Here is a 24,377-nt window from a genome sequence, read left to right as displayed (position 1 = left end):
CGCTCACCGCGAGGTGAAGAAGTCACAATAGCCTCGCGCCCCCACGAGACCCGCGACGACCATGCAGTTTCCGGTCGGCGCCCCCGGGTGTGCGGGTTCGTAGAACTGGCATACGGCGCAATCGGCGCCGCCCGGCCCCGGATGCGGCACGTAGCGGGCGCTGGCCTTCGACTGCATGTCGGCCGCGGCGAAAGAGATCGGCAGTCCCCGCAACGCCCAGCCAGAGCGCCCCTGCGGCGCGGTCCCGGCATCTGCCCCCATGTTCGGCATCCTCGCAAATCCATCCCGCGGGCGGCCCCAATGCGCCCGCGGGCCGCGAGTGTAGCCCGAACTCGTCAAAAACGATCATCAAATATATGATATTAAATAATATTCCCGGCCAGTTCGGAAATTCCGGCAGCCGGGCCGCGAAACCGGCCTGCCTTGGGGCGGGGCATTGTCAGGCGGCGGTGCTCCGGGCGGGCGCGGGGGCGATCAGACCGGGCAGTTGGAGAAGGCGAGGTCGCGCGAAATCCGTTCCGCGGCGCTTCTGACCTCGGGCGCCAGCGCGGCGACGCGATCGTCATTCATGCGAACGGCTGGTGCGGTCACGCTGACGCTGGCGACGGGATGGCCCTGCCGGTCGAAGATCGGCGCCGCGACGCAGACGATGCCTTCCTCATGCTCCGCGCGGTCGAACGCGACGCCGTCGCGGCGGATCCGCTCGAACTCCGCGCGCAGGCCGGCCCGCGACGTGATGGTGCTCGGCGTATGGCGCGTCAGGGTGAGGCGGGCGAGCACATCGTCGCGCTCGGCGGCAGGAAGATGCGCGAAAATCGCCTTGCCCACGCCTGTGCAGTACAGCGGCCCGCGCCGCCCGATCGAGGAAAACAGCCGCAGCGCCTTCGGACTTTCCCGCTTGTCGACATAGATGATCTCGATGTCGTCGCGCACGGCGACGTGCACCGTCTCCTGCGTGCTGTGCCACAGCGCGTCGACATGGCGGGCAGCCACCTGCCGCAGGTCGATCGAGTCCCAGGCGCGGCTGGCGAGTTCCAGCAGGCCGAGCGCCGGCCGATAGGTGCGGTCGGGCGAATGATGGCGGACCAGCCCGGCATCGGCGAGTTCGCGCAGCAGCCTGTGCAGCGTCGCCTTCGGCAGGCCGGTCCGCTCCAGCAGGGCGTTGAACCCGGCGGGCGGCTCGGCGAGGCTGACGGCACGCAGCAGCGCCAGGGCCTTGGCAACGCTCGATGACGCCTCGTTGGCGGGAGTGTCGATCCTCATGGGGCCTTCAGCGTAGAGCGGGACGTTGCGCTGTCAATTCGCTAACCCCCCCCCCTTGGTTGCAAAAAACCGAATTTATCCGCAGCGGCCAGAACGGGCTGCGAAATCCCCGCCATTCGCGGCGGCATCCCGGGCCGTGGCGCCGATGTCCGATCCGCATTTGACAGCTTGTAACAGCCCGCTTAGCATGAATATAGAACTAAGTTCCATTATACGGAACTACAACGGCCAACCGGCCCGATAACGCCGAAGAGAGCGAATGGAGGGGACATGAAGACCAGAACGATATTGCTTGCGGCCACGTGCATCGGCGCTGCCATGCTGACGGTCGCATCCGCACAGGCGGCGAAGCAGACTGCCGCGCAGATGATCCTGGGAACGTCGAAGGCGGTGTGTGTGAACCCGCACCCGAGCCATGCGAAGCTGTCGAGCCTCGTGGTCGGCTTCTCCCAGTCGCAGGGCAACCAGAACCCGTTCCGCGCCGAAGAGACGCGGTCGCTGCGGGAAGCCGCGCATCAGGTGCACGCGAAGCGTTACATCTACACCAACGCGCATTCCAACGAGGCGAAGCAGGTCGCCGATGTCGAGAGCATGATCAACCAGGGTGCGCAGGCTCTGGTCATTGCGCCGCTCAACTCGACCGGGCTGCAGCCGGCCTTCGCCCAGGCGGTCGCGAAACATATCCCGATCATCACGATCGACCGCGAGACGGCCGGAACCCATTGCTCCGACTTCCTGAGCTTCGTCGGGTCGGATTTCTACAACCAGGGTGTGATCGACGGCCGCGAACTGGCCAAGGCGACGGGCGGGCACGCCGTGATCGCCGAGATCCAGGGCGCCTACGGCAATTCGGTGGAAACCGCGAGAACCAAGGGCTTCGCCGCCGCGATATCGAAATATCCCGGCATGAAGGTCATCGCCGCGCAGACCGGCAACTGGTCGACGACCGACGCGCAGAAGGTGGTCAGCCAGATTCTGCTCGCGCATCCCGATGTCAACGCGATCTACACGCAGAGCGACACGATGGCCTACGGCGCCATCACCGCCCTGCGCGACGCCGGCAAGAAGCCGGGGCAGGTCAAGATCGTGACCATCGACGGCACCAAGCAGGGCGTGCAGGACATCGTCTCCGGCTGGATCTATGCCGATGACGAGACCAATCCGCGCTTCGGGCCGATCGCCATGCACGAGATCCAGAACTGGCTCGACGGCAAGCCGGTGCCGCAGAAGATCACGATCCGCGATCATCTCTACACGCCCGCCAATGCCAAGGCGGCGCTGGCCAGCGGCGTTCCCTACTGACGCCCATGTCTGTGGCGGTTCTTGAAACGGTCGCCGTTTCAAGGCGTTTCGGTGCGGTTCGGGCGTTGGAGGGGGTGTCGCTGACGCTCAATGCCGGCGAGGTGCATGGACTTGCCGGCGAGAACGGCGCTGGCAAGTCGACGCTGATCAAGCTGCTGACCGGGTTCCATCAGCCTGACGACGGAACGATCAGGCTGGGCGGCGCGGCGGTGCGGTTCGACTCCCCCCGCACCGCCCAACGCCACGGCATCAGCGCCGTCTACCAGGAGATCAACCTGATCCCCGAACGGGACGTGGCCGAGAACCTCTTCCTCGGCCACGAGCCGAGGCGGCTCGGCTGGCTGATCGACCGGCGCCGGATGGAGGCGGAGGCGCAGTCGCTGCTGGCGCGCTACGAACTGCGCATCGATCCGCGGGCGCGGCTCGGCACGCTCGGGCTCGGGCTCCAGCAGATGGTCGCGATCGCCCGCGGCATCCGGCTCGGCGCGAAGGTCGTCATTCTCGACGAGCCGACCTCCGCGCTCACCGGCGGCGAGGTCGAGACCCTGTTCCGCGTGGTCGACCGGCTGAAGGCCGAGCGCATCGCGATCCTGTTCGTCAGCCACCGGCTGTCGGAATGTTACCGGCTGTGCGACCGCTTCTCGGTGCTGCGCGACGGCCGCCTGGTCGCCAGCGCGCCGGCCGCCGACCTGCCGCGCCAGGCGCTGATCGCCGCGATGCTGGGGCGGAGCGCGGAAACGCTGCAACGCCAGCACGCGCCGCGCGCGGCGGCTTCGGGCGCCCCTGCGCTGGCCGCGCGCCATCTCACCTGGCGCAACCGGGTGCGGGACGTGTCCTACGAGGTCATGCCCGGCGAGGTGGTCGGCCTGGCCGGCCTGCTCGGCTCCGGCCGCACCGAGACGATGAAGGCGAGTTTCGGGATCGAGACGCCGGGTGGCGGCACGGTCGAGGTCGGCGGCCGGCCGCTGCCCGCCCCCGCGCCGGAGCGGTCGATTGCCGCCGGCCTCGCCTTCCTGTCGGAAGACCGGCGGGCGGAGGGGATCTTTCCGAAGCTCTCGGTCGCGGAGAACCTGACGGCCTGCGCGCTGCGGCGCATCTCCCGCTACGGCTTCGTCTCCCGCCGCCGGCAGGCCGAAATGGTGGCCGAGTTCGTCCGCCTGCTGGGGATCAAGACGGCGGGCGCCGAAGCGCCCATCACCTCGCTTTCGGGCGGCAACCAGCAGAAGGTCCTGCTGGCCCGCTGCCTCGCCACCGACCCGCGCGCCATCATGCTCGACGACCCGACGCGGGGGATCGATGTGGGCGCCAAGGCCGAGGTGCACGACGCGATCCGCCGCCTGGTCGAGCGCGGCCTCGGCGTGCTGGTGACGTCTTCGGAAATGGAGGAGCTGATGGTGCTGGCCGACCGGCTGGTGATCCTCGACGAGGGACGTGTCGCGGACACGATGGAAACCGCCGGCGCCGGCGTGCAGGACGTGCTCGACCGGCTGGCCGCCCCGCACGAGCGGGCGGGAGCATGAGCGCCGTCATGAACAGGCCGTCCCGCCTTGCCGGACTTGCGGCGCGCGCCGGCCACGACACGCCGGCGGCGATGCTGCGCGCGCAGAGCGTCTACATCGCCTTCGCCCTGCTGGTGATCGTCGACCTGATCTTCACGCCGGGGTTCCGCAACCCGATCGTGATCCGCAACCTGCTGTTCCAGGCCGCGCCGATCATCCTCATCACGCTCGGGCAGAGCCTGGCGATCGGCACGCGGGGGATCGACCTGTCGGTCGGCTCGTCGATGGCGCTCGCCGCATCGGTGATGGCCCTGGCGCTGCCGGGCGGCGCGGGTGTTTCCGTCGTCGCGGCGCTGGGCACCGGCCTGGCGGTGGGCCTGCTGAACGGCGCGCTCATCGCCTTCCTCGACATCAACCCGCTGATCTCGAGCCTGGCGCTGCTGGTCACCGCCCGCGGCTTCGCCGAGGCGCTGCTGGACGGATCGCGCGTGTCGCTGCCCACGGGCGGGGTGTTCGACTGGCTCGGCATCGGCGCCGTGTCGCTGGTGCCGATGGTCGCGATCATCGCCCTCGCGCTGGCCGCCACGGTCGCCCTCGTCGTGCGCACCACCGTCTTCGGGCGCAGCCTCGTCTTCATCGGCGCCAACCAGGCGGCGGCGGTGATCGCCGGCATCAAGGTGCGGCGGACGCTGTTCGCCGTCTATGCGGCGAGCGGCCTGCTCGCCGGGCTTGCCGGCCTGTTCGCCGCCGCCCGGCTCGGCGCGGCGGATCCCAACTATATCGGGCTGAATTTCGAGCTTGACGCGATCGCCGCGGCCGTGATCGGCGGCACGCCGCTCTCCGGCGGCCGGGTCTCGATCGCCGGCGGCGTCTTCGGCGTCCTGCTGCTGCAGGTCCTGGGAGCGAGCTTCATCATGAACGACATCAATTTCAGCTACGCGCAGATCCTCAAGGCGGCCTTCATCGTCGCCGCGCTGTACCTGCAGCGGGCCGGCGGATGAGCGGCGCGCCAGCCGCCGGTGCGGGCATCGCGGCACCGGACACCGAACGCCGCGCGCGGATCATCGCGCTGATCCGGTCGCGCGGCGCCATCGTGGTCCTCGCCATCGCCGCGGTCATCGCCAGCGCGGTCTTCCCGTATTTTGCGACGGTCAACAATTTCGAGAATATCGGCGTCGCGGCGAGCTTCGTCGGCCTGGTGACGATCGGCCAGACCTTCGTGATCATTCTCGGCGGGTTCGACCTGTCGGTCGGCTCGGTCATCGGCCTCGGCTCGGTGCTGGCGGCCTATGCGGTGCCCTATGGCTGGGTGCCCGCCCTGCTGGTGCCCTGCCTGGCGGGCGCGGCGGTCGGGCTGATCGACGGGCTGCTGATCGCCCGCGCCGGCATGGCGCCGTTCATCGTCACGCTCGCCGCCCTGCTCGGCGTGCGCGGCCTCGACCTCGTCCTGGCCAGGAGCAGCATGGTCATCGTCCACCCCGGCCTGTTCGGCCAGATCGCCAACGGCACGTTGCTCGGGGTCGGCAACCTGATCTGGATCCTGCTCGCCGGCTTCGCGCTGGCGGCGCTGGTGCTGAACCGGTCGCGCTTCGGCGTCGCCGTGTTCGCGATCGGCGGCAACGAGGAGGCGGCGCGGATGCTCGGTGTCCCGGTCGCCACCGTCAAGGTCGCGACTTACGTGCTGTCGGGCACGCTGGCGGGCCTCGCCGGCGCGCTGCTGGGCGCGCATCTCTCCTCCGGCCTGTCGACGGCGGGGCAGGGCGACGAACTGCGCTCGATCGCCGCCGCCGTCATCGGCGGGGTGCTGCTGACCGGTGGCGTCGGCACCATGGCCGGCGCCCTCTCGGGCGTGCTGCTGCTCGGCGTCATCGAGAACGTGATCGACCAGATCGGCAATCTCAGCTCGTATTACCAAAACCTCGCCTCCGGCCTCTTCCTGCTGATGGCCGTCCTGATCCAGACCGTCCTGACGCGCAGGAGCTGACGCCGTCCGCCGGGCGGGTTCGTTGTCTCATGCAAATAAATGATGCGGTTTGATCTAGGTCATATCGGGAGCACACGCGTCTCCTGTATCAACCGGATGAACGTTTCTCCCAGACGTTGAATTCCCTGTTCCCAACTGGGCCCCGGAGTCATCCGGGGCCCTTTTTGTCGGGGCCGCTCGCCTGTCCCGCCGGACGCGCTATGCTGCGGCATGTCGCAACCGAATCGCGCAGGCAGGAGAAAGAGTCCGATCGGCCGGGACGCATGCTTACAGGCCGACGCCCACGTCACGGTCGTGATCCCGACCCTCGACGAGGGGCATCGCATTGGCGCCCTGCTGGCCGTCCTGGCCGGGGCGCCGGCGTTCGTCGCGCGCATCGTCGTCTCGGATGGCGGCAGCGTGGATGACACCGTGTCCATCGCGCGGCGTCATGGCGCCGAAGTCGTCACGGGCCGGCCCGGCCGCGGCGGCCAGCTTCGCCGCGGGGCCGAACGGATCGCCGACGGCTGGATCTGGCTCCTGCACGCCGACAGCGAACTGCCGCCGGGCTGGGCGGAATCTCTCCGCGACACGCTCGCCCGGGCCGACCCCGCGCGGGCCTATTATGGAAGGCTGCGCTTCGCGTCGGGCGATATTCGCGCGCGGATCGTCGAGCGCCTCGCGGGATGGCGGTGCCGCGTCTTTCGCCTGCCCTATGGCGACCAGTCCCTGCTGATCCATGCGCGCCTGCTCGCGGCGCTGGGTGGCGTGCCCGACCTGAAGCTGATGGAGGATGTCGCGCTGGCCCGCCGCCTCGGCCGCCGCCTCGCCCCGATGGATCTCGTGATCGGCACCAGCGCCCGGACCTACCAGCGCGACGGCTGGTTCCGCCGGGCCGCGGGAAACCTCATCCGCCTGGCGCTGTTTCTGGCCGGGCGCGACCCGGCCAGGCTGGCGAAAACCTACCGGCGCTAGACCACTTTCCGATCCTGTCGGATCGGATGTAGCGCTCCATCATATTGATAACCGGAGCATCATCCACCCGGCCGGATCTTCGCCGCCTGGATCGCCTCCCACACACGGCGCGGGGTGGCCGGCATGTCGATATGCGCGATGCCGAAGCCGGACAGCGCATCGGCCACCGCGTTCATCACCGCCGGCAGGCTGCCGGCGCAGCCGGCCTCGCCGCAGCCCTTGACGCCGAGCGGATTGGTCCGCGCCGGCGCCGGGTGGCTGGCGAAGCCGATCCCCGGCACCGCGTCCGCCCGCGGCAGCGCATAGTCCATGAACGAGCCGGTCAGCAGCTGGCCGGCCTCGTCATAGGCGACGAGCTCGTGCAGCGCCTGGCCGATCCCCTGCGCCACGCCGCCATGCACCTGGCCGGCGACCAGCAGCGGGTTCACCAGCACGCCGAAATCGTTGACCGTGTGATAGGCGACGACCTCGATCACCCCGGTTTCGGGATCGAGCTCGACCTCGGCGATGTGGCAGCCATTGGGGAAGGCCGAGGGCACGCCGCGCGTGACATGGCCGACATCGAGCGTGGCGGGCACACCCTCGGGCAGGGTGCCGGCGGTGCGCAGCCGTTCGGCGAGGTCCATGATGTCGATCCCGAGATCGGTGCCGGCGACACTGAAGCGCCCGTTGGCGAATTCGATGTCGGCCTCGCCGGCTTCGAGCAGATGGGCGGCGGCGCGGCGGCCCTTTTCGATCACGAGGTCGCCGGCCTCGATGATGGCGGCGCCGCTCTGCATGATCGAGCGCGAGCCGCCGGTGCCGCCGCCGGCGAGGAGCTGGCTGGAATCGCCCTGCACCAGCCGGATGCGCTCGAAGGGAATCCCGAGCTTGCCGTGCAGCACCTGGGCGAAGGGGGTCGCGTGGCCCTGGCCGTAATCGAGTGTGCCGGTGACGATCGTCACCCCGCCATCGGCATCGAAGCGGATGCCGCCCATCTCGGGGCTCGCATCCGCCGTCACTTCCAGATAGTGCCCGATCCCGCGCCCGCGGATCCGCCCGCGCGCTTCGCTCTCCGCCCGCCGTGCCGCGAACCCGTCCCAGTCCGCCGCGGCCAGCGCGCGGTCGAGCGTCGCGGGGAAATCGCCGCTGTCATAGGTCAGGCCCGAGGGCGCGCGATGCGGGATCGCCTCCGGGCGGATCAGGTTGCGCCGGCGCAGCGCCAGCGGATCGAGCCCCATCTCGCGCGCGGCGGTCTCGACCAGCCGCTCCATGTAGTAATTGCCTTCCGGCCGCCCCGCGCCGCGATAGGCGCCGACCGGGGTGGTGTTGGTGAAGACGCTGCGGCTGGAAACCTCGATCAGCGGGGTGCGGTAGACGCCGACGAAGTTCTTCACCGCGTTCACGGTGGCCGGCAGCAGCACCACGTTGGAGAGATAGGCGCCGAGATTGGCAAACCCGGTCAGCCTGGTCGCGAGGAAATTGCCCTCGGCGTCGAGGGCCAGTTCGGCCAGCATCTCGTGGTCGCGGCCGTGGCTGTCGGAGAGGAAGCTGCCGGAGCGATCATCGGTCCACTTCACCGGCCGGCCGAGTTGCCTGGCGGCGAGCAGGGCGCAGACATATTCGGGATAGCACGAGGCCTTCATGCCGAACGAGCCGCCGACATGGCCGGCCAGCACCCGGACCTGCTCCTTCGGCACGCCGAGCACGGTGCAGAGCAGCCCCCGCATGTTGACCGCCCCCTGGCAGCCGAGCCGCAGCACGTAGCCCTCCGCCGGATCGAACTCGCCGATCGCAGCACGAGGCTCCATCGGGCTGACGATCACGCGGCTGCTGCGCAGGCTCAGCCGGGTGACATGCGCGGCCCGGGCGAAGGCGGCGGCGACGGCCTCGGCATCGCCGAAATGATAGTCGAGCACGAGATTGCCCGGCGCCTCCTCGTGCAGTTGCGGCGCGCCGGGGGTGGCGGCGTCGCGCGCGTCGGTCACCGCCGGCAGCGCGTCGATCTCGGCCAGCACCGCCTCGGCGGCGTCGCGCGCCTGCTGGAGCGTTTCGGCGACGACGAAGGCGATCGGGTCGCCGACATACCTGACGCGGTCGGTCGCCAGCGCGAATTGCCGGGGCCTTGGCGTGTCCGACCCGTCGCGGTTGCGGCTCGCGGCCGCCGGCATCGGGCCGAAGCCCGACGCCGCGATGTCGGCGCCGGTGATGATCGCGGCAACGCCCGGCATCGCCGCGGCGGCTGCGGTATCGACGCCGCGCAGAATGCCATGCGCGACCCCGCTGCGCACCACGACGCCGTAGAGCTGGCCTGGCCGGTCGAGATCGTCGGTATAGCGCCCCTCGCCGCGCAGCAGCACCGGGTCTTCGCTACGCGACACCGGCTGGCCGATCGCGAAGCGCCCGGTGGCCAGCGCGCGATCCAGCCCTTCCGGCTGGCGGAGGATGCGTGTCATGCGGAATGTCCTTCGAAGAACGTCAATAGGGTTGCCCCTTATGTTCGGTCCCGACAGGGCGGGCGCAAGATGCGGCACCGTGAAACCCGGCCGCGCTAACTGAATGTCAGTGAATTTCCGGCTCCGCGATCGTCCCCGGCCGGGCCAGCACGTCGAAATCGCAGCCGGTATCGGCCTGGCCGATATGGGCGGCGAAGATCGCGCCATAGCCGCGCGGAAAGCGCGGCGGCGGCGGCGTCCACGCCGCGCGGCGCCGGGCGAGTTCCTCATCGGACAACCGCACGTCGATCCGCCGTGCCGCGACGTCGATGGCGATGACATCGCCGGTGCGGATCAGCGCGAGCGGCCCGCCGACGAAGGATTCCGGGGCGACATGCAGCACGCAGGCGCCGTAGCTGGTGCCGCTCATCCGCGCGTCGGAAATCCGCAGCATGTCGCGCACGCCCTGGCGGAGCAGCTTCACCGGGATCGGCAGCATCCCCCATTCCGGCATGCCCGGCCCGCCCTGCGGCCCGGCATTGCGCAGCACCAGCACATGATCGGCGGTGACGTCGAGATCGGGATCGGCGACGGCTTTCGCCATCGCGTCGTAATCGTCGAACACCAGCGCTGGGCCTTCATGCTTGAGCAGGCGCGGCTCCGCGGCGGAGGGTTTCATCACGCAGCCGCCGGGAGCGAGATTGCCGCGCAGCACCGCGAGCCCCTCGGCGCGGGAGACCGGATTGTCCAGCGGACGGATCACGTCGTCGTTCCACACGGTCGCTCCGGCGATGTTATCGCCGAGCGTCATGCCGTTCACCGTGCGGGTCGCGAGGTCGAGCCGGTCGGCGATGCGGGTGAGGAAGGCCGGCAGGCCGCCGGCGTAGTAGAAATCCTCCATCAGGTATTGGCCGGAGGGGCGGATGTTGGCGAGCACCGGCACGCCGGCGGAGAGCGCGTCGAACCGGTCGAGATCGAGCTCGATCCCGGCGCGGCGGGCCATCGCGATCAGGTGGATGATCGCGTTGGTCGAGCCGGCCAGCGCCGCGCTGGCGACGATCGCGTTCTCGAAGCTCGCCTGGCTGAGCAGGTCGGCGGGGGTGATGTCGTCCCAGACCATCTCGACGATCCGCCGCCCGGTCGCCGCCGCCATGCGGGCATGGCGCGAATCCGGCGCCGGGATCGAGGTCGCCCCCGGCAGGGTGAGGCCGAGCACCTCGGCGAGCGAGGTCATCGTCATCGCCGTGCCCATCGTCATGCACACGCCATCCGAGCGGGCGATGCCGGATTCCATGTCTTCCCATTGCGCCTCGGAAATGTTGCCGGCGCGCTTCTCGTCCCAGTATTTCCAGACATCCGAGCCGGAGCCGAGGATGCGCCCGCCCCAGTCGCCGCGCAGCATCGGCCCGGCTGGCATGAAGATCGCCGGCAGCCCGGCGCTGATCGCGCCCATGATGGTGGCCGGCGTGGTCTTGTCGCAGCCGCCCATCAGCACCGCGCCGTCCACCGGCAGCGAGCGCAGGCTTTCCTCGACCTCCATCGCGAGCAGGTTGCGATAGAGCATCGTCGTCGGCTTCACGAAATTCTCCGGCAGCGCCATCACCGGAATCTCGACCGGAAAGCCGCCCGCCTGCAGCACGCCGCGGCGGATCGCCTCGACGCGGGCGGGAAAATGCCCGTGGCAATGGGCGAGGCCGCTCCAGGTGTTGACGATGGCGATGACCGGCTTGCCGGCGTAATCCTCGGGCGCGTGGCCGAGCTGCTTGATCCGCGAGCGATGGCCGAAGCTGCGCAGGTCGGACGCGCCGAACCAGCGGTGGCTGCGCAACTCCTCGGGTGTCTTGCGCGTCTTGGTCATCGTCGGTCTCCTCGCCTGCCGGCGCCGCAGGGCGCGGCGTCGCCTCCGGTTCTGGAATCTAGCAAGGATCGACGCAAGGGCCACGCCGCGCCGGCCGATGGGCGGGCGGGCGATCAGCCCGCCGCGCCGCGCGCGCCGCGATGGGCCAGCAGCGCCGCGCCGAAGCCGAGCGTGGCCGCGATCCCGCCGATCAGGAACACGCTGGCATAGCCGGTGCGGTCGGCCAGCAGGCCGACGACCGGGCCCGTCGCGCCATAGGCCAGGTCCTGGAACGCGGCGAATCCGCCGATCGCCGTGCCGCGCAGATGCGGCTCCACCCGGCGGATCGCTTCCTTGCCCATCGAGGGGAACACCATCGAGCAGCCGAGCCCGGTCAGCAGGGCGCCGAGCAGCGCGACCCATGCCTCGGGCGCAAGCCAGATCAGATATTGTCCCGTGGCTTCGACCAGCAGCGACCCCGCCGCCACCGCGGTGCCGCCGACCCGGTCCGGCAGGTCGCCGAAGGCGAGGCGCATCAGCACGAAGCCGATTCCGAAACAGGTCAGCCCAAGCCCGGCGCCCGGCCAGCCCTTGCTCAGGAAGTCGAGCGACATGAAGGCGCCGAGCGCGGCGAATCCGATCCCCTGCAACCCGACCGCGGCACCCGGCAGCGCGATGCGCCGCACCACCCGCCAGAGCGGCTGCCGCTGTCCCTGCGTCGGCGGCGCGTCGGGAAAGCGGAACGCGATGGCGGCGCCCAGCACCGACAGGAGGGTGCAGGTTGCCATCAGCCCGGCAAAGCCGAGCGCGCGGAACAGCGCGAGGCCGAGCGGCCCGCCGACCGCGAGCGCGCCATACATCCCCGCGCCGACCAGCGCGATCACCTTGCCCGAGCGGGCATGGCCCATCAGCCCGATGCCCCAGCCGATCATGCCGACCGCGACCTGGCTTTCCCCGACGCCGAGCAGCGCCCGCCCGGCGAGCAGCACGGCGAAGCGGAGATGCGGCGTGGCCGGCACGGCGGCGGCCATGCAGATCGCGCTCGCCACGGTGTAGACGCCGAGGCCGCGCAGCATGCAGCGCCGCCCGCCCCGCTCGTCCGCGAGGCGGCCGGCCTGCGCGCGGGTCAGCAGCGTGGTCAGGAACGGCAGGCCGACGGCGAGCCCGCCGAGCGCATTGTCGAGCCCGAGCCGGTCGTGCACCTCGATCGGCACGGTCGGCAGCGCCATCGCGACGGTCAGGTAGGAGACGAACAGGATCCCCGTCAGCACGATGACGCGGCGCTGGGCTGCGGCGGGGGATGCGGCGATCGGCATGCGGAACGGGCTCCGGCGGCGGGTTGCGGCCGATGCCGGTGTATCCGCGATCGGCCGCGCCGCAAACGCCGCCCCGCGCGGTGCCGGCCGGATGGCGCGCATCCGGCCGGCGGGCGGGATCAGGCCGGGATCGCCTCCGCCCGCAGCCGCCGCGCGGCGCCGACCAGGTTCTCCAGCGCCGGAATCACCTCGCGCCAGTTGCGGGTCTTCAGCCCGCAATCCGGGTTCACCCAGAGCTGGTCGTCCGCCAGCTTCCGCCGGGCGAGGCGGAGCAGGGCGAGGATTTCCTCCTCGGGCGGGATTCGCGGGCTGTGGATGTCCCACACGCCGGGGCCGATCTCGGCCGGGTAGGCGGAGGGGCCGTGGCCGGCGAAGGCCTCCAGCAGTTCCATCCGGCTGCGGGCGGTCTCGATCGAGATCGCGTCCGCATCCATCGTGGCGATAGCCGGCATGATGTCCTGGAATTCGGCGTAGCACATATGGGTGTGGATCGCCGTGTCGTCGCGCACCACGGCGGTGGCGAGGCGGAAGCAGGACACCGCCCAGCGCAGATAGGCCTCGCGGTCGGCGGTGCGCAGCGGCAGCCCCTCGCGGAAGGCCGGCTCGTCCACCTGGATGATGGCGAGGCCGGCGGCCTCGAGGTCGGCCACCTCGTCGCGCAGCGCCAGCGCGATCTGCCGGCAGACCGTCTCGCGCGGCAGGTCGTCGCGCACGAAGGACCATTGCAGCATCGTCACCGGCCCGGTCAGCATCCCCTTCACGGGCCGGGCGGTGAGCGACTGGGCATGGCGCGCCCAGCGCACCGTCATCGGCCGGGGCCGCGCGACATCGCCCCAGATGATCGGCGGCGCCACGCAGCGGCTGCCATAGGACTGCACCCAGCCATGCCGGGTGAAGGCGAAACCGTCGAGCTGCTCGCCGAAATACTTGACCATGTCGTTGCGCTCGAACTCGCCGTGCACCAGCACGTCGAGTCCGATCCGCTCCTGCAGGCGGATCGCGTCCTCGGTCCAGGTCGCGATCGCTTCGTCGTATTCGGCGGCGCCGATCTCGCCGCGCGCGAGCGCCGCCCGGGTCCGGCGCACGCCCGAGGTCTGCGGCAGCGAGCCGATCGTCGTGGTCGGAAACGCGGGCAGGGGCAGGCGCTGCCGCTGCCGCGCGCGCCGCGCGGCGTGCGGGGCGGGGCGGCGTTCCATCTCCGGTGTCGCGCCCAGCAGCCGGGCGGCGACGTCGGTCCGGTGGACCCGCGCGCTGTCGCGGCGGGTGCGGAGTGCGGCGTCAGAGGCCTCCAGCGCCTCGGCGATCGCGCCCTCCCCCTCGTCGAGGCCGCGGGCGATGGTGGCGATCTCGGCGAGCTTCTGGGTGGCGAAGGCGAGCCACGGGCGGATCGCCGGATCGAGCCGGTCCTCCTGCGCGAGGTCGACCGGCACGTGCAGCAGGCTGCAGCTCGGCGCGATCATCAGCCGCTCGCTGCCGCCGAGCGCGCGCGCTGCCTCGCGCGCGGTGGCGAGGGCGGCGCGCAGGTCCGCCCGCCAGACATTCCGCCCGTCGACCAGCCCGAGCGAGAGCCATGTCGCCGGGCCGATCGCGGCGAGGACCGGCGCGAGATCGTCTCGGCCGCGCACCAGGTCGAGATGCAGGCCGGCGACCGGCAGGGCCAGCGCGGTCGGCAGGTTGTCCGCGATCGGCGCGAAATAGCTGGCGAGCAGCAGGCGCGGCGTCGCCCCGCGGGCGAGGGTCTCATAGGCGTGGCGCAGCGCCGCCCGCGCCTTCGGCGCGAGGTCGAGGGCGAGAACCGGCTCGTCCATCTGCACCCAGGCGCAGCCCTCGGCGGCCAGCTCCGCCAGCACCTGCGCATAGCAGGGCAGCAGGCGGTCGAGCAGGTCGAGCGGATCGGACCCGTCATCGGTCTTGGCGAGCAGCAGGAACGAGACGGGGCCGAGCACCACCGGCCGGGTGCGGCGGTGGCGGGCCAGCGCCTCGCGGAACAGCGCGAGCGGACGGTTGGCGGTGACCGCGAAATGCTGCCCCGCCGCGAGCCGGGGGACGAGATAGTGATAGTTGGTGTCGAACCACTTGGTCATTTCGAGCGCGGGCAGGCCGGCCGCGGCATCGCCGCCGCCGGTGCCGCGCGCGAGGGCGAAATAGGTCGGCAGCGTCACCTCGCCGCCGCGCCAGCCATAGCCCGGCGGAATCGCGCCGACCATGCAGGCGGTATCCAGCACATGGTCGTAAAGCGCGAAATCGTTCGAGGGGATGTGGCCGATGCCCAGCCCCTGCTGCAGCGAATGGGACTCCGCGCGCAGCAGGCGCGCCGCCTCCTGCAGGCCGGCTTCGGACAGCTCGCCCGCCCAGTGCGCCTCGAGGGCCGATTTCAGTTCCCGCCGGCGGCCGATGCGGGGAAAGCCGAGACTGGTCGCGATGCTCATGCGCGGCCTCCCCGGCGGGCGTGGGACCGCGAACGGCGCGATGAGGGGGAAACGAGAGGACGCGCGCGGCAGGCGCTGCCGCTGATGCGTGCAGTCATGGGTCGGCTCCGGCTTCCGGTGCACCCCGCCCGGCAGCAAGGTTGGTGCGACACCGGCAGGTCTCCTGGCTCGCGGCTCGACGCTGGTGGCCCTGCCTTCCCGAACCGCTCCCGGTTCAGTGGCTCGCCCTTGCGGGCGGACGGACCACCGGCTCGCCGCTGACAGTTGCGGGGGCAGCCATCGACTTGCTTCCGGGACAATGAAGCCCGGCCGAAGCGCACGATGTTCCCTTTTCACCCGCTCGCGCGGGACCGGTGACGAATGTCGTATGCCGCCCGGACGGACATTCGGCAAGGGTGGCGGCATCCGCCGCGCCGGCAAATAATCGCGTCGTCCGCGCAGAATCGTTGCAGTCATGGATCGAGTTCGATCGGTATTTCATCCCCGGGGCGAAAATCGGCAATCACGGCTTGTTTATTGGTTGCGAGTATTGACCGTCCGGCTTCTGTGGTCATATCGGTCGGTCAAATTTCAACAATTGGCCGTGACTGGCTCATTGCATCAAGGGGAGCAACCATGCGGGCACAATTCAGACGCGCCTGGGGTTTTTGCGCGGCGGGAGTCCTGGCCTCGGGCCTGGCGCTGGCGGGCATCGGCCAGGCGTCCGCCGCGACGGCGCCGTCGGTCCTGAAGATCGGCACGCTCTATGCAAGCAGCGGGTCTTTCGCGGTGGCGTCCGAGGGGCAGTATCACGGGCTCGAATACTGGGCGAAGACGGTCAACAAGTCCGGCGGCGTCTTCGTCAAGGCGTTCGACAAGAAGATCCCGGTCAAGATCGTCGCCTATGACGACCAGAGCTCGACCGCGACCGCGACGACGCTGTACAACCAGCTCATCACCCAGGACCACGTGAACCTGCTGGTCGCCGATTTCGGCTCGGTGCTCACCTCGGTCGCGATTCCGCTGGCCGCCGAGCACCACATGCTGCTGATCGACCCGACCGGCTCGGGGGCGAACTTCTTCACCAAGAAGACCGACTATCTCGCCGATGTCAGCATTCCCGCCTCCACGGTGTGGCCGCTGCCGCTCGGCCATTTCCTGCTCGACCACAAGATCAAGCGCGTCGCCGTCATCTACGATTCGAACGATTTCGATGCCTCGCAGGCGGAAACGCTGAAGGCGACGCTGAAGAAGGGCGGCGTCACGCCGGTGTATTATCACGGCGTGCCCACCAGCGAATCCAACTACACCGTGCTGCTGCACACGATCGCGGCGCACCGGCCGGATGCGGTGATCGAGTTCGGCTATCCGCCGAACGACATCGCCTTCCTGCACACGCTGGCCGGCAGCGGCCTGCACTTCAAGATGACGTTCACCATCTTCCCCGGCCAGCTTCTCGCCCTGATGACGAAGAATGTCGGCGCGAAAACCCTCGCCTATACCTACACCTATCCGACGCCGCCGCTCGTCTCCTTCGCCAAGACCACCTATGGCCCGAACACCGCGACCTTCGTGAAGGAGTTCACCGCGGCGACGCATAACGCGCCGAACTTCCTCGATGCGGCCGGCTACAATACCGGGCTGATCATGCAGGACATGCTCGGCACCGCGCCGAAATTCACCCAGCTCGCCTTCCATCAGGCGCTGATGGACATGTCCGGCAAGACGACGACGGTGCTCGGCCAGTTCAAGATCAACGCGAACGGCGCCCAGCTCGGCGAGCTGCTGCCGGTGGCGCAGCTCGTCCCCGCCGGCAAGACCAACAAGATCGTCGTGGTCTATCCGCAGGACAAGGCGACCGGCAAGCCGGTCTATCCCGCGCCGCACCACTGACCGGCGCCCCGGAACCGCAGGATCCCGGCCCGTGACGGGCCGGGATCTTTCGTCGATCCGGACCACTGGTTTCCAACTTCCCTGCAAGAAAGGGCGCGCCGTTGGCACTTCTCGAATACGCGCTGATCGGCGGCATTCTCTACGGCATCTTCTTCAGCCTTGTCGGCATCGGGCTCAATCTCGTCTTCGGCGTGATGCGGATGATCAATCTCGCCCACGGCCAGTTTATCATGCTGGGCGGGTTCGGCGCGTGGCTTCTGGTGCATGACCTTCACCTCAACCCGATCTTCGGCATTCCGCTGGCGATTCTCGGCGGGATCCTGATCGGCTATCCGCTCTATTACGGCGTGGTGCCGCGCCTGCAGCGCAGCCAGGACCCGGAGATGCTGTCCTTCATCCTGTTCTTCGGCATCGCCCAGATGATCGAGGCGGTGATGCTCCTCATCTTCGGCGCGGACCAGCGCTCGCTGCCCGGTAACGCGCTGGGCTCGGGGAATATCGGCGCGTTCGGCCAGGAATTTCCGGACAGCTGGTGGGTCGCCGCCGCGGTCAGCGTCATCTGTATCGGCGGGCTCTGGCTCTATTTCACGCGCACGCGGCTCGGCTTCGCGACGCGCGCCATCATGGCCGACCGCGACGAGGCGCGCGCGACCGGCATCGATGTCGACAGGGTGTCGGCGATCGCCTTCATGATCGGCCTCTCGCTCGCCGGGATCGCCGGCGTGTTCGTGCCCTACATGGTCGGCTCGGTGTCGCCCTCGATCGGCGACGGGCTGACCACGACATCCTTCGCCATCATCATCATCGGCTCGCTCGGCAATCCGCTCGGCACCGTGGTCGGCGGCCTCGTCTTCGGCGTGGGAACGATGCTGATGCAGACCTATTACGCCTCGTGGTCGAATCTCGTGCCCTATGCGCTGCTCCTCATCATCGTGCTGATCCGGCCCTCCGGCCTGCTCGGCAAGGCGGTGCGCAGTGCGTAAGCGGAACAGTACAATGCGTTATCCCGTCGCGGTGCTGGCCATCCTCGCCGCCGCCTTCCTGGTCCTGCCGCATGTCTATGGCAACCAGTCCGTGCTGTTCACCATGATGACGTTCATGGCGCTCGCCCAGGGGCTGAACCTGCTCTACGGCTTCACCGGATATCTGCCGTTCGGCTATGTCGGCTTCTTCGGCACCGGCGCCTATGCCACCTCGCTGCTGGTCACGTTCACCGGCCTGCCGGTGCTGGTCTGCGTGCTTGGCGGCGGGTTGGCGGCGGTCGTGGTCGGGCTCATCCTCGGGCCGCTGCTGCGCCTGTCCGGCGCGTATTTCTCGATCGCCAATCTCGCCGCCTCGCAGATCATCTACTACGTGGTGGCGAACGAGGCGCTCAAGCATGTGACCGGCGGGCCCTATGGCGTGAAGATCGAGCAGGTCTACGCGCCCACGGCGAGCTACGCGACGATGCTGGCGATCCTGCTGCTCGCCACCGGGCTTGCCGCGTATTTCCGGCGCTCGCGCTTCGGGCTCGGCCTGCGGGCGATGCACCAGGACCCGATCAGCGCGGGGCTCGCGGGTGTCAACATCGTGCGCGAGCGCCTCATCGTCTGGCTGGCCTCGGCCGGCATCGCCGGGCTGGTCGGCGGCGCCTATGCGTGGAACCTGTCGGTGTTCTACCCCGACGCGGTGTTCACCCTGCAGATTTCGGTCTTCGCCATCGTCTTCGCCCTGTTCGGCGGGGTGGGCACGGTGATCGGCCCGCTGCTCGGCGCGGCCCTGCTCTATGCGTTCTACGCGGTGATCGGCGTCTCCGCGCCGCAATATTTCGAACTGCTCTACGGGCTGCTGATCGTGCTGCTGGTGCTGTTCCTGCCCAACGGCCTGATGTCGCTGCTGATCCGGAGAAATGTCGATGTCCTCTGAACCGCTGCTCCGGCTGGACGGGGTGAGCAAGCGCTTCGGCGGGCTCACCGTGCTCGACCGGCAGAGTTTCTCGATATCCGAAGGCGAGATTCTCGGCCTGGTCGGCCCCAACGGTTCCGGCAAGACGACGACGATCAACGTCATCTCCGGGGTGCACCAGGCCGATGCCGGGCGCATCCTGTTCGAGGGGCGGGAAATCCAGCGCCTGCCGCTGTACCGCATCGCCCGGCTCGGCATCAACCGCAGCTTCCAGGTGCCGAAATGCTTCCGCGCGATGCGGGTGCGCGAGAACATCGAGGTTGCCGCGACCTTCGCCGGGCGCGGCACGGTCGATATCGAGGAGATCCTCGCCGGTATCGGGCTCGCCGACCAGGCCGACGCGATCGCCGGGGCGCTGACCGTCAACCAGCAGAAGATGCTCGATCTCGGCCGCGCGCTGGCGACCAATCCGCGCCTGCTGCTGATCGACGAGATCGGCGCGGGGCTCAACCCGGCGGAGCTCGGGGGCATCGCCGAACTGCTGAAATCGCTCGCCGCGCGGGGCATCGCGCTCATCGTCGTCGAGCATCTGCTCGATTTCCTCAACCGCATCACCGACCGGGTGATCGTGCTGGGCGCGGGGCGGATGCTGTTCGAGGGTTCGCTCAAGGCGGCGTCGCGGGACCCGGACGTGGTCGCCGCGTTCATCGGAGGCTGACGGCATGACCCTTCTCGCACTCAAGGGCGTCGAGTCCGGGTATGGCCCGATGCAGGTTCTCTGGGGCATCGACCTCGCGGTGAACGCGGGCGAGACGGTGATCCTGCTCGGCGCCAACAGCGCCGGCAAGACCACGCTGCTGCGCACGATCATCGGCCTGCTGCCCTGCACCGGCGGGACGATCACCTTCGATGGCGAGCCGGTCGGCGCCCTGCCGCCGGACCAGCGCATCCGCCGCGGCATCGCCTTCATGTCCGAACTCGGCGTGTTTCCCGGCCTGACCATCGAGGAGAACATCCGCCTCGGCGGCTATTTCCTCTCGGCCGCCGAGGTGCGGCGGCGCAGCGCCCGGCTCTACGACCTGTTTCCCGCCCTCGCCGGCAAGCGGCGCGACCTCGCCTCCAGCCTGTCCGGCGGGCAGCGCAAGATGCTCGGCATCGCCAAGGTGCTGATCTCCGAGCCGAAGCTGCTGCTGATGGACGAACCCTCGTCCGGCCTCGCGCCGGTCTTCGTCAAGCAGGTGGTCGACGTGCTGAAGACCGCGATCACCGGCGGCATGACGCTGCTGATCGCCGAACAGAACGTCGCCTTCCTGCCGCTGGCCGACCGGGGCTACCTGATCGATGGCGGGCGGGTGCGGCTTTCCGGCACGCGGGCCGAGCTTGAGGCGAGCGACGCCGTGCACGAGGCCTATTTCGGGCTCTGAGCGGCCTGCCTTCGGCCATCTGGCGGTTGCCGCCGGTTGCGTGCATGTTGCAGGGCAGCAGAAGGAGGGGCTCCGATGGCCGACACGCACGAGATCGTCCTGCGTCAGATCGAGAATTTCCGCTTCGAGACCGAATTCGGCGGCGGGCTGCCGAAGCTGGTGTCCGACGAGCCGCCGCCGCTTGGCGGCGGGGCGGGGCCGGAGCCGGTGCAGCTGCTGCTCGCGGCGGTGGGCTCGTGCATGTCCTCCAGCTTTCATTTCGCGATGACCAAGTTCCGCGAGGCGCCCGGCGCGATCACCACCACCGCGCGGGCCACCGTGGACCGGGACGAGAACCGGCGGCTGCGGGTGCAGGCGATCCAGGTCGCGATCGGGTTTGCCGCCGAGGCGGGGACGATCGGGCATCTCGATCGGATTCTCGGCCAGTTCGAACAGTTCTGCACGGTCGGCGCCTCGGTCGCCCGCGGCATTCCGATCGAGGTGAGCGTGACCGACGGCACCGGTGCCAGGGTCAAGGGCTGAGCCCGTCCAGGCCGGCGAAACCGGCCAGCCGCCTCGGCAATCTCCGGCGAGTTGTCCACAGAAATCTGAATAAGCCTGTGGACAAGCGCGGGGGAAACCGCAAGGACGCTTTCCGCAAGACGCATGTTTGCGATTCCCCGGCGCGCCGGTCCGCCATCTTGCAAGCGCGGGGCAGATGGGCGCAGAACGCACGAATGTCGTCCCTGTCCGCCGATTCCATCCAGCCCGCCCCGCCGGCCGCCGCGCCGGCCAATCCGCGCGACCATGTCGAGAGTTTCGCCCGCGGCCTTGCCATCCTCTGCGCCTTCGGGCCGGACCGGCCGAAAATGACCCTGTCGGACGCCGCCCGCGTCACCGGGTTGCAGCGCTCGGCGGCGCGGCGGTTCCTGCTCACCCTGTGCGATCTCGGCTACGCCGTGCAGACCGACCGGTGGTTCGCGCTCACCCCGCGCGTGCTGGAACTCGGTTACGCCTATCTCGGCAGCCTGCGCTTTCCCGAACTCATCGAACCCTATCTGACCGGGCTGACCCGCGAGCTCGGCGAATCGAGCTCGGCGGCGGTGCTGGACGGGACCGACATCGTGTACGTCGCGCGCTCGGCGGCGCCGCAGCGGCTGATGGCGCTGTCGCTCGGGGTCGGCACCAGGCTGCCGGCGCATGCGACCTCGATGGGCCAGGCGCTGCTCGCCACCCTGAGCGATGACGAGGTGCGCGTCCGGTACGGGCGGGCGCCGTTGCAGGGGTTCACGCCCGCGACCATCACCGATGTCGGCCGGCTGCTCGAACGGCTGGCGACGGTGCGGCGGGACGGGTTCGCGCTGAACGACCAGGAACTCGAATTCGGCCTGCGCTCGGTCGCGGTGGCGGTGCCGGGCAAGGGGCAGCGGCAGGCGGTGGCGCTGAATGTCGCCACCAACGCGGCGCGGGTGTCGCATGAGGAGGTGATGCGCCGCATCCTGCCCGCGATTCGCGAGGCGGCGGCGCAATGCGCGCGGGCGGTCGCCCTGCTCGGCTGAGCGGGCGCGCCTGACGGGATCATCATCGGGACCGGACGAGCGGCGGGGCGCGGTTGCGCCGGCGCGGCGGCGCGCAGGCGGCGGGCGGGCGGAACCGGCGCGCCAGCGGCCGTGATTCTGCTCCTCCCGCATGCGTGCTGCTTGCGGGGGCGGGCTTGGTCCGCTTCCTGCTGCCTGCGCGCGGCGGGAGGCGGAGCGGCGCGGGGAGTTTCACGCCGAGGCAGCGGCAGAGCGGGCGGAGGATGCGGCCGAGGCGCGGTTCCTCGCCGATGCGGCGCTGCAATTCGGGATCGGCGAGCAGGGCGCGGAGCTGGCCGGCGGCGGCGATGGCCTCGGGGACCGGAGCGAGAAGCCAGGCGGTGCGGCGCGGCAGGGCGAGCCTTGCGGGATTGGCCGCCGGGCGCGCCCGGCGGCGCGAGGGACGCGGGCGCGGCGCAGAAACATCGTCGGCGCAGAGGCGGAGCAAAAATGTGGCGTAGCGGCGCAGGCGGGTCCAGAGCAGGACGGTGAGGGCGCCGCTCCCGGGGCCGAAGGCGCCGGCAGCCCCGCGCCGGGCGACGGCGTCGCACAGCGTGTCGATCAGGGCGCGGAAGCGGCGGGTGACATGCATGAACGGAACAAGAACATACTTGCGCCGGGGTGGGCAAGAATTTTGCTCCCTTTTTGCTTCTTCTGCTCCGCTCCCGTTCGGGCGCCGCCTTCGCCCGAAGGAACGGAGGAGCAAAAAACTAGCGCAGGTCGGGCGGGGTGGCTTCTGCCTTGAGGGTGGCGACGGCCTCGTCGAGGGTCATGCTGTCCTGCTTGTCGGAGCCGAGGCGGCGGATCGAGACGGTTTGCTGTTCGGCCTCGCGCCGGCCGACGACGAGGATGTTCGGCACCAGGGCGAGCGAGAGGTCGCGCACCTTGGCGTTGATCTTTTCGTTGCGGGTGTCGGTGGCGACGGCGAGGCCGGCTTCCTTGAGTTTCGCTGCGACCGTCTCGGCATAGTCGTTGGCGTCGGTGACGATGCTGGCGACGGCCGCCTGGGTGGGGGCGAGCCAGAGCGGGAAGCGGCCGGCGCAGTTCTCGATCAGGATGCCGATGAAGCGCTCGAAACTGCCCACGATCGCGCGGTGCAGCATGACCGGGCGGGCGCGGCCGGACTCGGCGGTGACGTAGGAGGCGTCGAGCCGCTCGGGGAGGACGAAATCGACCTGGAGCGTGCCGCACTGCCAGTCCCGCCCGATCGCGTCGCGGAGGACGAATTCGAGTTTCGGGCCGTAGAAGGCGCCCTCGCCGGGATTGACGGTGAATTCGACGCCGGCGGTTTCGCAGGCCGAGCGCAGGGCGGCCTCGGCCTTGTCCCACACCTCGTCAGACCCGGAGCGCGGGGTCGGGCGGTCGGCGAATTTCACCGCGAATTCGGGGAAGCCGAAATCGGCGTAGACGCGGCGGAGCATCTCGACGAAGCGGACGGTTTCATCGGCGATCTGGTCTTCGGTGCAGAAGATATGGGCGTCGTCCTGGGCGAAGGCGCGGACGCGCATGATGCCGTGCAGCGCGCCGGAGGGCTCGTAGCGGTGGCAGGCGCCGAACTCGGCCATGCGCAGCGGCAGCTCGCGGTAGGAGCGCAGGCCGTGATTGAAGATCTGCACGTGGCAGGGGCAGTTCATCGGCTTGACGGCGAGGACCTTGTCCTCGTCCTCGACCTCGGCGATGAACATGTGGCTGCGGTAATTGTCCCAGTGGCCGGAGGCTTCCCAGAGCTTGCGGTCGAGCAGCTGCGGGGTGCGGACCTCGATATAGCCGAATTCCTCCTGGCGGCGGCGCATATAGGCCTCCACCGTGCGGTAGAGGCGCCAGCCCTTCTCGTGCCAGAACACGCTGCCGACGGCTTCCTCCTGCATGTGGAAGAGGTCCATCTGCCGGCCGATCTTGCGGTGGTCGCGGCGTTCGGCCTCCTCAAGCTGCTTCAGATGGGCATCCAGCTCCTTCTGGTCGCGCCAGGCGGTGCCGTAGATGCGGCTGAGCATCGGGTTGCGGTGATCGCCGCGCCAGTAGGCGCCGGCGACCTTGGTCAGCTTGAAGGCGCCGCCGATATCGCCGGTGCCGCGCATGTGCGGGCCGCGGCAGAGATCGAGCCAGTCGCCCTGGCGGTAGATGGTGATGGTCTCGCTGGCCGGCAGGTCGCGGATCAGCTCGGCCTTGAAGCGCTCGCCGCGGGCTTCGAAGAAGCGGATCGCCTCGTCGCGGTCCCAGACCTCGCGGGTGAAGGGGGCGTTGGCGGCGATGATCTCGCGCATCTTCGCCTCGATCGCCGGCAGGTCGTCCGGGGTGAAGGGCTCGTTGCGGAAGAAATCGTAATAGAAGCCGCCCTCGATGGCGGGGCCGATGGTGACCTGGGTGCCGGGGTAGAGCGCCTGCACCGCCTCGGCCATCACATGGGCGGCGTCGTGGCGGATGAGCTCGAGGGAGTCGGCATCGCGGCGGGTGATGAAGCGGAGGCGCGCATCGGCATCGAGCGTGCGGGAGAGGTCCATCATCTTGCCGTCGACCTCCATCGCCAGCGCCGCCTTCGCGAGGCCGGGGCCGATGGAGGCGGCGATCTCGGTGCCGGTGACGGGGCCCGGATAGTCGCGGACGGAACCGTCGGGCAGGGTGATCGCGGGCATTGCGTGCTCC

At 69.6% G+C, this 24,377-nt stretch carries 20 protein-coding genes and 1 riboswitch; of the genes, 12 read left to right on the top strand and 8 right to left on the bottom strand.

Annotated elements, in window-relative coordinates; genetic code table 11:
* Positions 1-3: 3 nt before the first annotated feature.
* Both RT91_RS08765 and RT91_RS08760 read right to left on the bottom strand, forming a co-directional pair.
* Positions 4-261, bottom strand: a complete 258-nt coding sequence (locus RT91_RS08765) for a hypothetical protein (RefSeq protein WP_013640632.1) — start codon at positions 259-261, stop codon at positions 4-6.
* Between the two features lie 213 nt (positions 262-474).
* Positions 475-1,263: an IclR family transcriptional regulator gene (locus tag RT91_RS08760; RefSeq protein WP_007424743.1), complete on the bottom strand. Its 789-nt coding sequence runs from the start codon at positions 1,261-1,263 to the stop codon at positions 475-477.
* 270 nt (positions 1,264-1,533) lie between these two features.
* On the opposite strand from RT91_RS08760, the gene RT91_RS08755 reads away from it, so the two are divergent.
* From RT91_RS08755 to RT91_RS08735, 5 genes are all read left to right on the top strand, one after another.
* Positions 1,534-2,565: an ABC transporter substrate-binding protein gene (locus tag RT91_RS08755; RefSeq protein ID WP_007424742.1), complete on the top strand. Its 1,032-nt coding sequence runs from the start codon at positions 1,534-1,536 to the stop codon at positions 2,563-2,565.
* A 74-nt stretch (positions 2,566-2,639) separates the two neighbouring features.
* Positions 2,640-4,085: a sugar ABC transporter ATP-binding protein gene (locus tag RT91_RS08750; protein WP_240314240.1), complete on the top strand. Its 1,446-nt coding sequence runs from the start codon at positions 2,640-2,642 to the stop codon at positions 4,083-4,085.
* A gap of 8 nt (positions 4,086-4,093) precedes the next feature.
* Positions 4,094-5,065, top strand: coding sequence for an ABC transporter permease (locus RT91_RS08745; protein WP_231844401.1), 972 nt, complete (start codon positions 4,094-4,096; stop codon positions 5,063-5,065).
* Positions 5,062-6,048 carry an ABC transporter permease gene (locus tag RT91_RS08740; RefSeq protein ID WP_012039883.1) on the top strand — a complete coding sequence of 329 codons (987 nt, stop codon included), beginning with the start codon at positions 5,062-5,064 and terminating at the stop codon, positions 6,046-6,048. The genes RT91_RS08745 and RT91_RS08740 overlap by 4 nt, the downstream gene beginning before the upstream one ends.
* Positions 6,049-6,342: 294 nt before the next feature.
* On the top strand, positions 6,343-7,002 hold the full coding sequence (locus RT91_RS08735) for a glycosyltransferase (RefSeq protein WP_035186801.1): 660 nt from the start codon (positions 6,343-6,345) through the stop codon (positions 7,000-7,002).
* A 59-nt stretch (positions 7,003-7,061) separates the two neighbouring features.
* Here the strand turns inward: RT91_RS08735 and RT91_RS08730 are convergent, their stop codons facing one another.
* From RT91_RS08730 to metE, 4 genes are all read right to left on the bottom strand, one after another.
* On the bottom strand, positions 7,062-9,437 hold the full coding sequence (locus RT91_RS08730; protein ID WP_035186800.1) for a xanthine dehydrogenase family protein molybdopterin-binding subunit: 2,376 nt from the start codon (positions 9,435-9,437) through the stop codon (positions 7,062-7,064).
* 106 nt (positions 9,438-9,543) lie between these two features.
* On the bottom strand, positions 9,544-11,274 hold the full coding sequence (gene araD / locus RT91_RS08725) for an L-arabinonate dehydratase (protein ID WP_035186798.1): 1,731 nt from the start codon (positions 11,272-11,274) through the stop codon (positions 9,544-9,546).
* A 113-nt stretch (positions 11,275-11,387) separates the two neighbouring features.
* Positions 11,388-12,569: an MFS transporter gene (locus RT91_RS08720; RefSeq protein ID WP_035186854.1), complete on the bottom strand. Its 1,182-nt coding sequence runs from the start codon at positions 12,567-12,569 to the stop codon at positions 11,388-11,390.
* A 119-nt stretch (positions 12,570-12,688) separates the two neighbouring features.
* On the bottom strand, positions 12,689-14,998 hold the full coding sequence (metE, locus tag RT91_RS08715) for a 5-methyltetrahydropteroyltriglutamate--homocysteine S-methyltransferase (RefSeq protein ID WP_035186795.1): 2,310 nt from the start codon (positions 14,996-14,998) through the stop codon (positions 12,689-12,691).
* Between the two features lie 135 nt (positions 14,999-15,133).
* Positions 15,134-15,368: riboswitch (cobalamin riboswitch) on the bottom strand.
* Positions 15,369-15,613: 245 nt separating this feature from the next.
* Between metE and RT91_RS08710 the strand changes: the two genes are divergently transcribed.
* From RT91_RS08710 to RT91_RS08680, 7 genes are all read left to right on the top strand, one after another.
* Positions 15,614-16,870, top strand: a complete 1,257-nt coding sequence (locus RT91_RS08710) for an ABC transporter substrate-binding protein (protein WP_007422458.1) — start codon at positions 15,614-15,616, stop codon at positions 16,868-16,870.
* A 101-nt stretch (positions 16,871-16,971) separates the two neighbouring features.
* Positions 16,972-17,853 carry a branched-chain amino acid ABC transporter permease gene (locus RT91_RS08705; RefSeq protein ID WP_007422457.1) on the top strand — a complete coding sequence of 294 codons (882 nt, stop codon included), beginning with the start codon at positions 16,972-16,974 and terminating at the stop codon, positions 17,851-17,853.
* Positions 17,854-17,866: 13 nt separating this feature from the next.
* On the top strand, positions 17,867-18,775 hold the full coding sequence (locus RT91_RS08700) for a branched-chain amino acid ABC transporter permease (RefSeq protein ID WP_007422456.1): 909 nt from the start codon (positions 17,867-17,869) through the stop codon (positions 18,773-18,775).
* On the top strand, positions 18,765-19,472 hold the full coding sequence (locus tag RT91_RS08695) for an ABC transporter ATP-binding protein (RefSeq protein WP_035186851.1): 708 nt from the start codon (positions 18,765-18,767) through the stop codon (positions 19,470-19,472). Before RT91_RS08700 ends, RT91_RS08695 begins: the two co-directional genes overlap by 11 nt.
* Before the next feature lie 4 nt (positions 19,473-19,476).
* Complete coding sequence (locus tag RT91_RS08690) at positions 19,477-20,178, top strand: ABC transporter ATP-binding protein (protein WP_035186791.1); 702 nt, start codon at positions 19,477-19,479, stop codon at positions 20,176-20,178.
* Positions 20,179-20,253: 75 nt separating this feature from the next.
* Positions 20,254-20,700, top strand: coding sequence for an OsmC family protein (locus tag RT91_RS08685; RefSeq protein ID WP_007422452.1), 447 nt, complete (start codon positions 20,254-20,256; stop codon positions 20,698-20,700).
* A 194-nt stretch (positions 20,701-20,894) separates the two neighbouring features.
* A complete protein-coding gene (locus tag RT91_RS08680) occupies positions 20,895-21,716 on the top strand; it encodes an IclR family transcriptional regulator C-terminal domain-containing protein (RefSeq protein WP_035186789.1) in 822 nt (273 codons plus the stop codon).
* Between the two features lie 22 nt (positions 21,717-21,738).
* Here RT91_RS08680 and RT91_RS08675 read toward each other — a convergent pair whose 3' ends face one another.
* Both RT91_RS08675 and thrS read right to left on the bottom strand, forming a co-directional pair.
* Positions 21,739-22,326, bottom strand: a complete 588-nt coding sequence (locus RT91_RS08675) for a hypothetical protein (RefSeq protein ID WP_035186787.1) — start codon at positions 22,324-22,326, stop codon at positions 21,739-21,741.
* 118 nt (positions 22,327-22,444) lie between these two features.
* A complete protein-coding gene (gene thrS / locus RT91_RS08670; protein ID WP_035186784.1) occupies positions 22,445-24,367 on the bottom strand; it encodes a threonine--tRNA ligase in 1,923 nt (640 codons plus the stop codon).
* Between the last annotated feature and the right edge of the window lie 10 nt (positions 24,368-24,377).

The sequence above is a fragment of the Acidiphilium sp. JA12-A1 genome (genome assembly GCF_000724705.2).
GTDB classification, from domain to species: Bacteria; Pseudomonadota; Alphaproteobacteria; order Acetobacterales; family Acetobacteraceae; genus Acidiphilium; species Acidiphilium multivorum.
The sequence above is the reverse complement of the archived record's forward strand: the minus strand, read 5'-3'. Positions and strand labels throughout refer to the sequence as shown.

What these genes read in the sequence shown, in the direction of transcription:
- RT91_RS08760 (WP_007424743.1), bottom strand. Translation starts at nt 1,263, where the DNA reads ATGAGGATCGACACTCCCGCCAACGAGGCGTCATCGAGCGTTGCCAAG.
- RT91_RS08720 (WP_035186854.1), bottom strand. Translation starts at nt 12,569, where the DNA reads ATGCCGATCGCCGCATCCCCCGCCGCAGCCCAGCGCCGCGTCATCGTG.
- RT91_RS08740 (WP_012039883.1), top strand. Translation starts at nt 5,062, where the DNA reads ATGAGCGGCGCGCCAGCCGCCGGTGCGGGCATCGCGGCACCGGACACC.
- RT91_RS08675 (WP_035186787.1), bottom strand. Translation starts at nt 22,326, where the DNA reads ATGCATGTCACCCGCCGCTTCCGCGCCCTGATCGACACGCTGTGCGAC.
- RT91_RS08695 (WP_035186851.1), top strand. Translation starts at nt 18,765, where the DNA reads ATGTCCTCTGAACCGCTGCTCCGGCTGGACGGGGTGAGCAAGCGCTTC.
- RT91_RS08690 (WP_035186791.1), top strand. Translation starts at nt 19,477, where the DNA reads ATGACCCTTCTCGCACTCAAGGGCGTCGAGTCCGGGTATGGCCCGATG.
- RT91_RS08680 (WP_035186789.1), top strand. Translation starts at nt 20,895, where the DNA reads ATGTCGTCCCTGTCCGCCGATTCCATCCAGCCCGCCCCGCCGGCCGCC.
- RT91_RS08755 (WP_007424742.1), top strand. Translation starts at nt 1,534, where the DNA reads ATGAAGACCAGAACGATATTGCTTGCGGCCACGTGCATCGGCGCTGCC.
- araD (WP_035186798.1), bottom strand. Translation starts at nt 11,274, where the DNA reads ATGACCAAGACGCGCAAGACACCCGAGGAGTTGCGCAGCCACCGCTGG.
- thrS (WP_035186784.1), bottom strand. Translation starts at nt 24,367, where the DNA reads ATGCCCGCGATCACCCTGCCCGACGGTTCCGTCCGCGACTATCCGGGC.
- RT91_RS08700 (WP_007422456.1), top strand. Translation starts at nt 17,867, where the DNA reads ATGCGTTATCCCGTCGCGGTGCTGGCCATCCTCGCCGCCGCCTTCCTG.
- RT91_RS08765 (WP_013640632.1), bottom strand. Translation starts at nt 261, where the DNA reads ATGGGGGCAGATGCCGGGACCGCGCCGCAGGGGCGCTCTGGCTGGGCG.
- RT91_RS08710 (WP_007422458.1), top strand. Translation starts at nt 15,614, where the DNA reads ATGCGGGCACAATTCAGACGCGCCTGGGGTTTTTGCGCGGCGGGAGTC.
- RT91_RS08745 (WP_231844401.1), top strand. Translation starts at nt 4,094, where the DNA reads ATGAACAGGCCGTCCCGCCTTGCCGGACTTGCGGCGCGCGCCGGCCAC.
- metE (WP_035186795.1), bottom strand. Translation starts at nt 14,998, where the DNA reads ATGAGCATCGCGACCAGTCTCGGCTTTCCCCGCATCGGCCGCCGGCGG.
- RT91_RS08685 (WP_007422452.1), top strand. Translation starts at nt 20,254, where the DNA reads ATGGCCGACACGCACGAGATCGTCCTGCGTCAGATCGAGAATTTCCGC.
- RT91_RS08730 (WP_035186800.1), bottom strand. Translation starts at nt 9,437, where the DNA reads ATGACACGCATCCTCCGCCAGCCGGAAGGGCTGGATCGCGCGCTGGCC.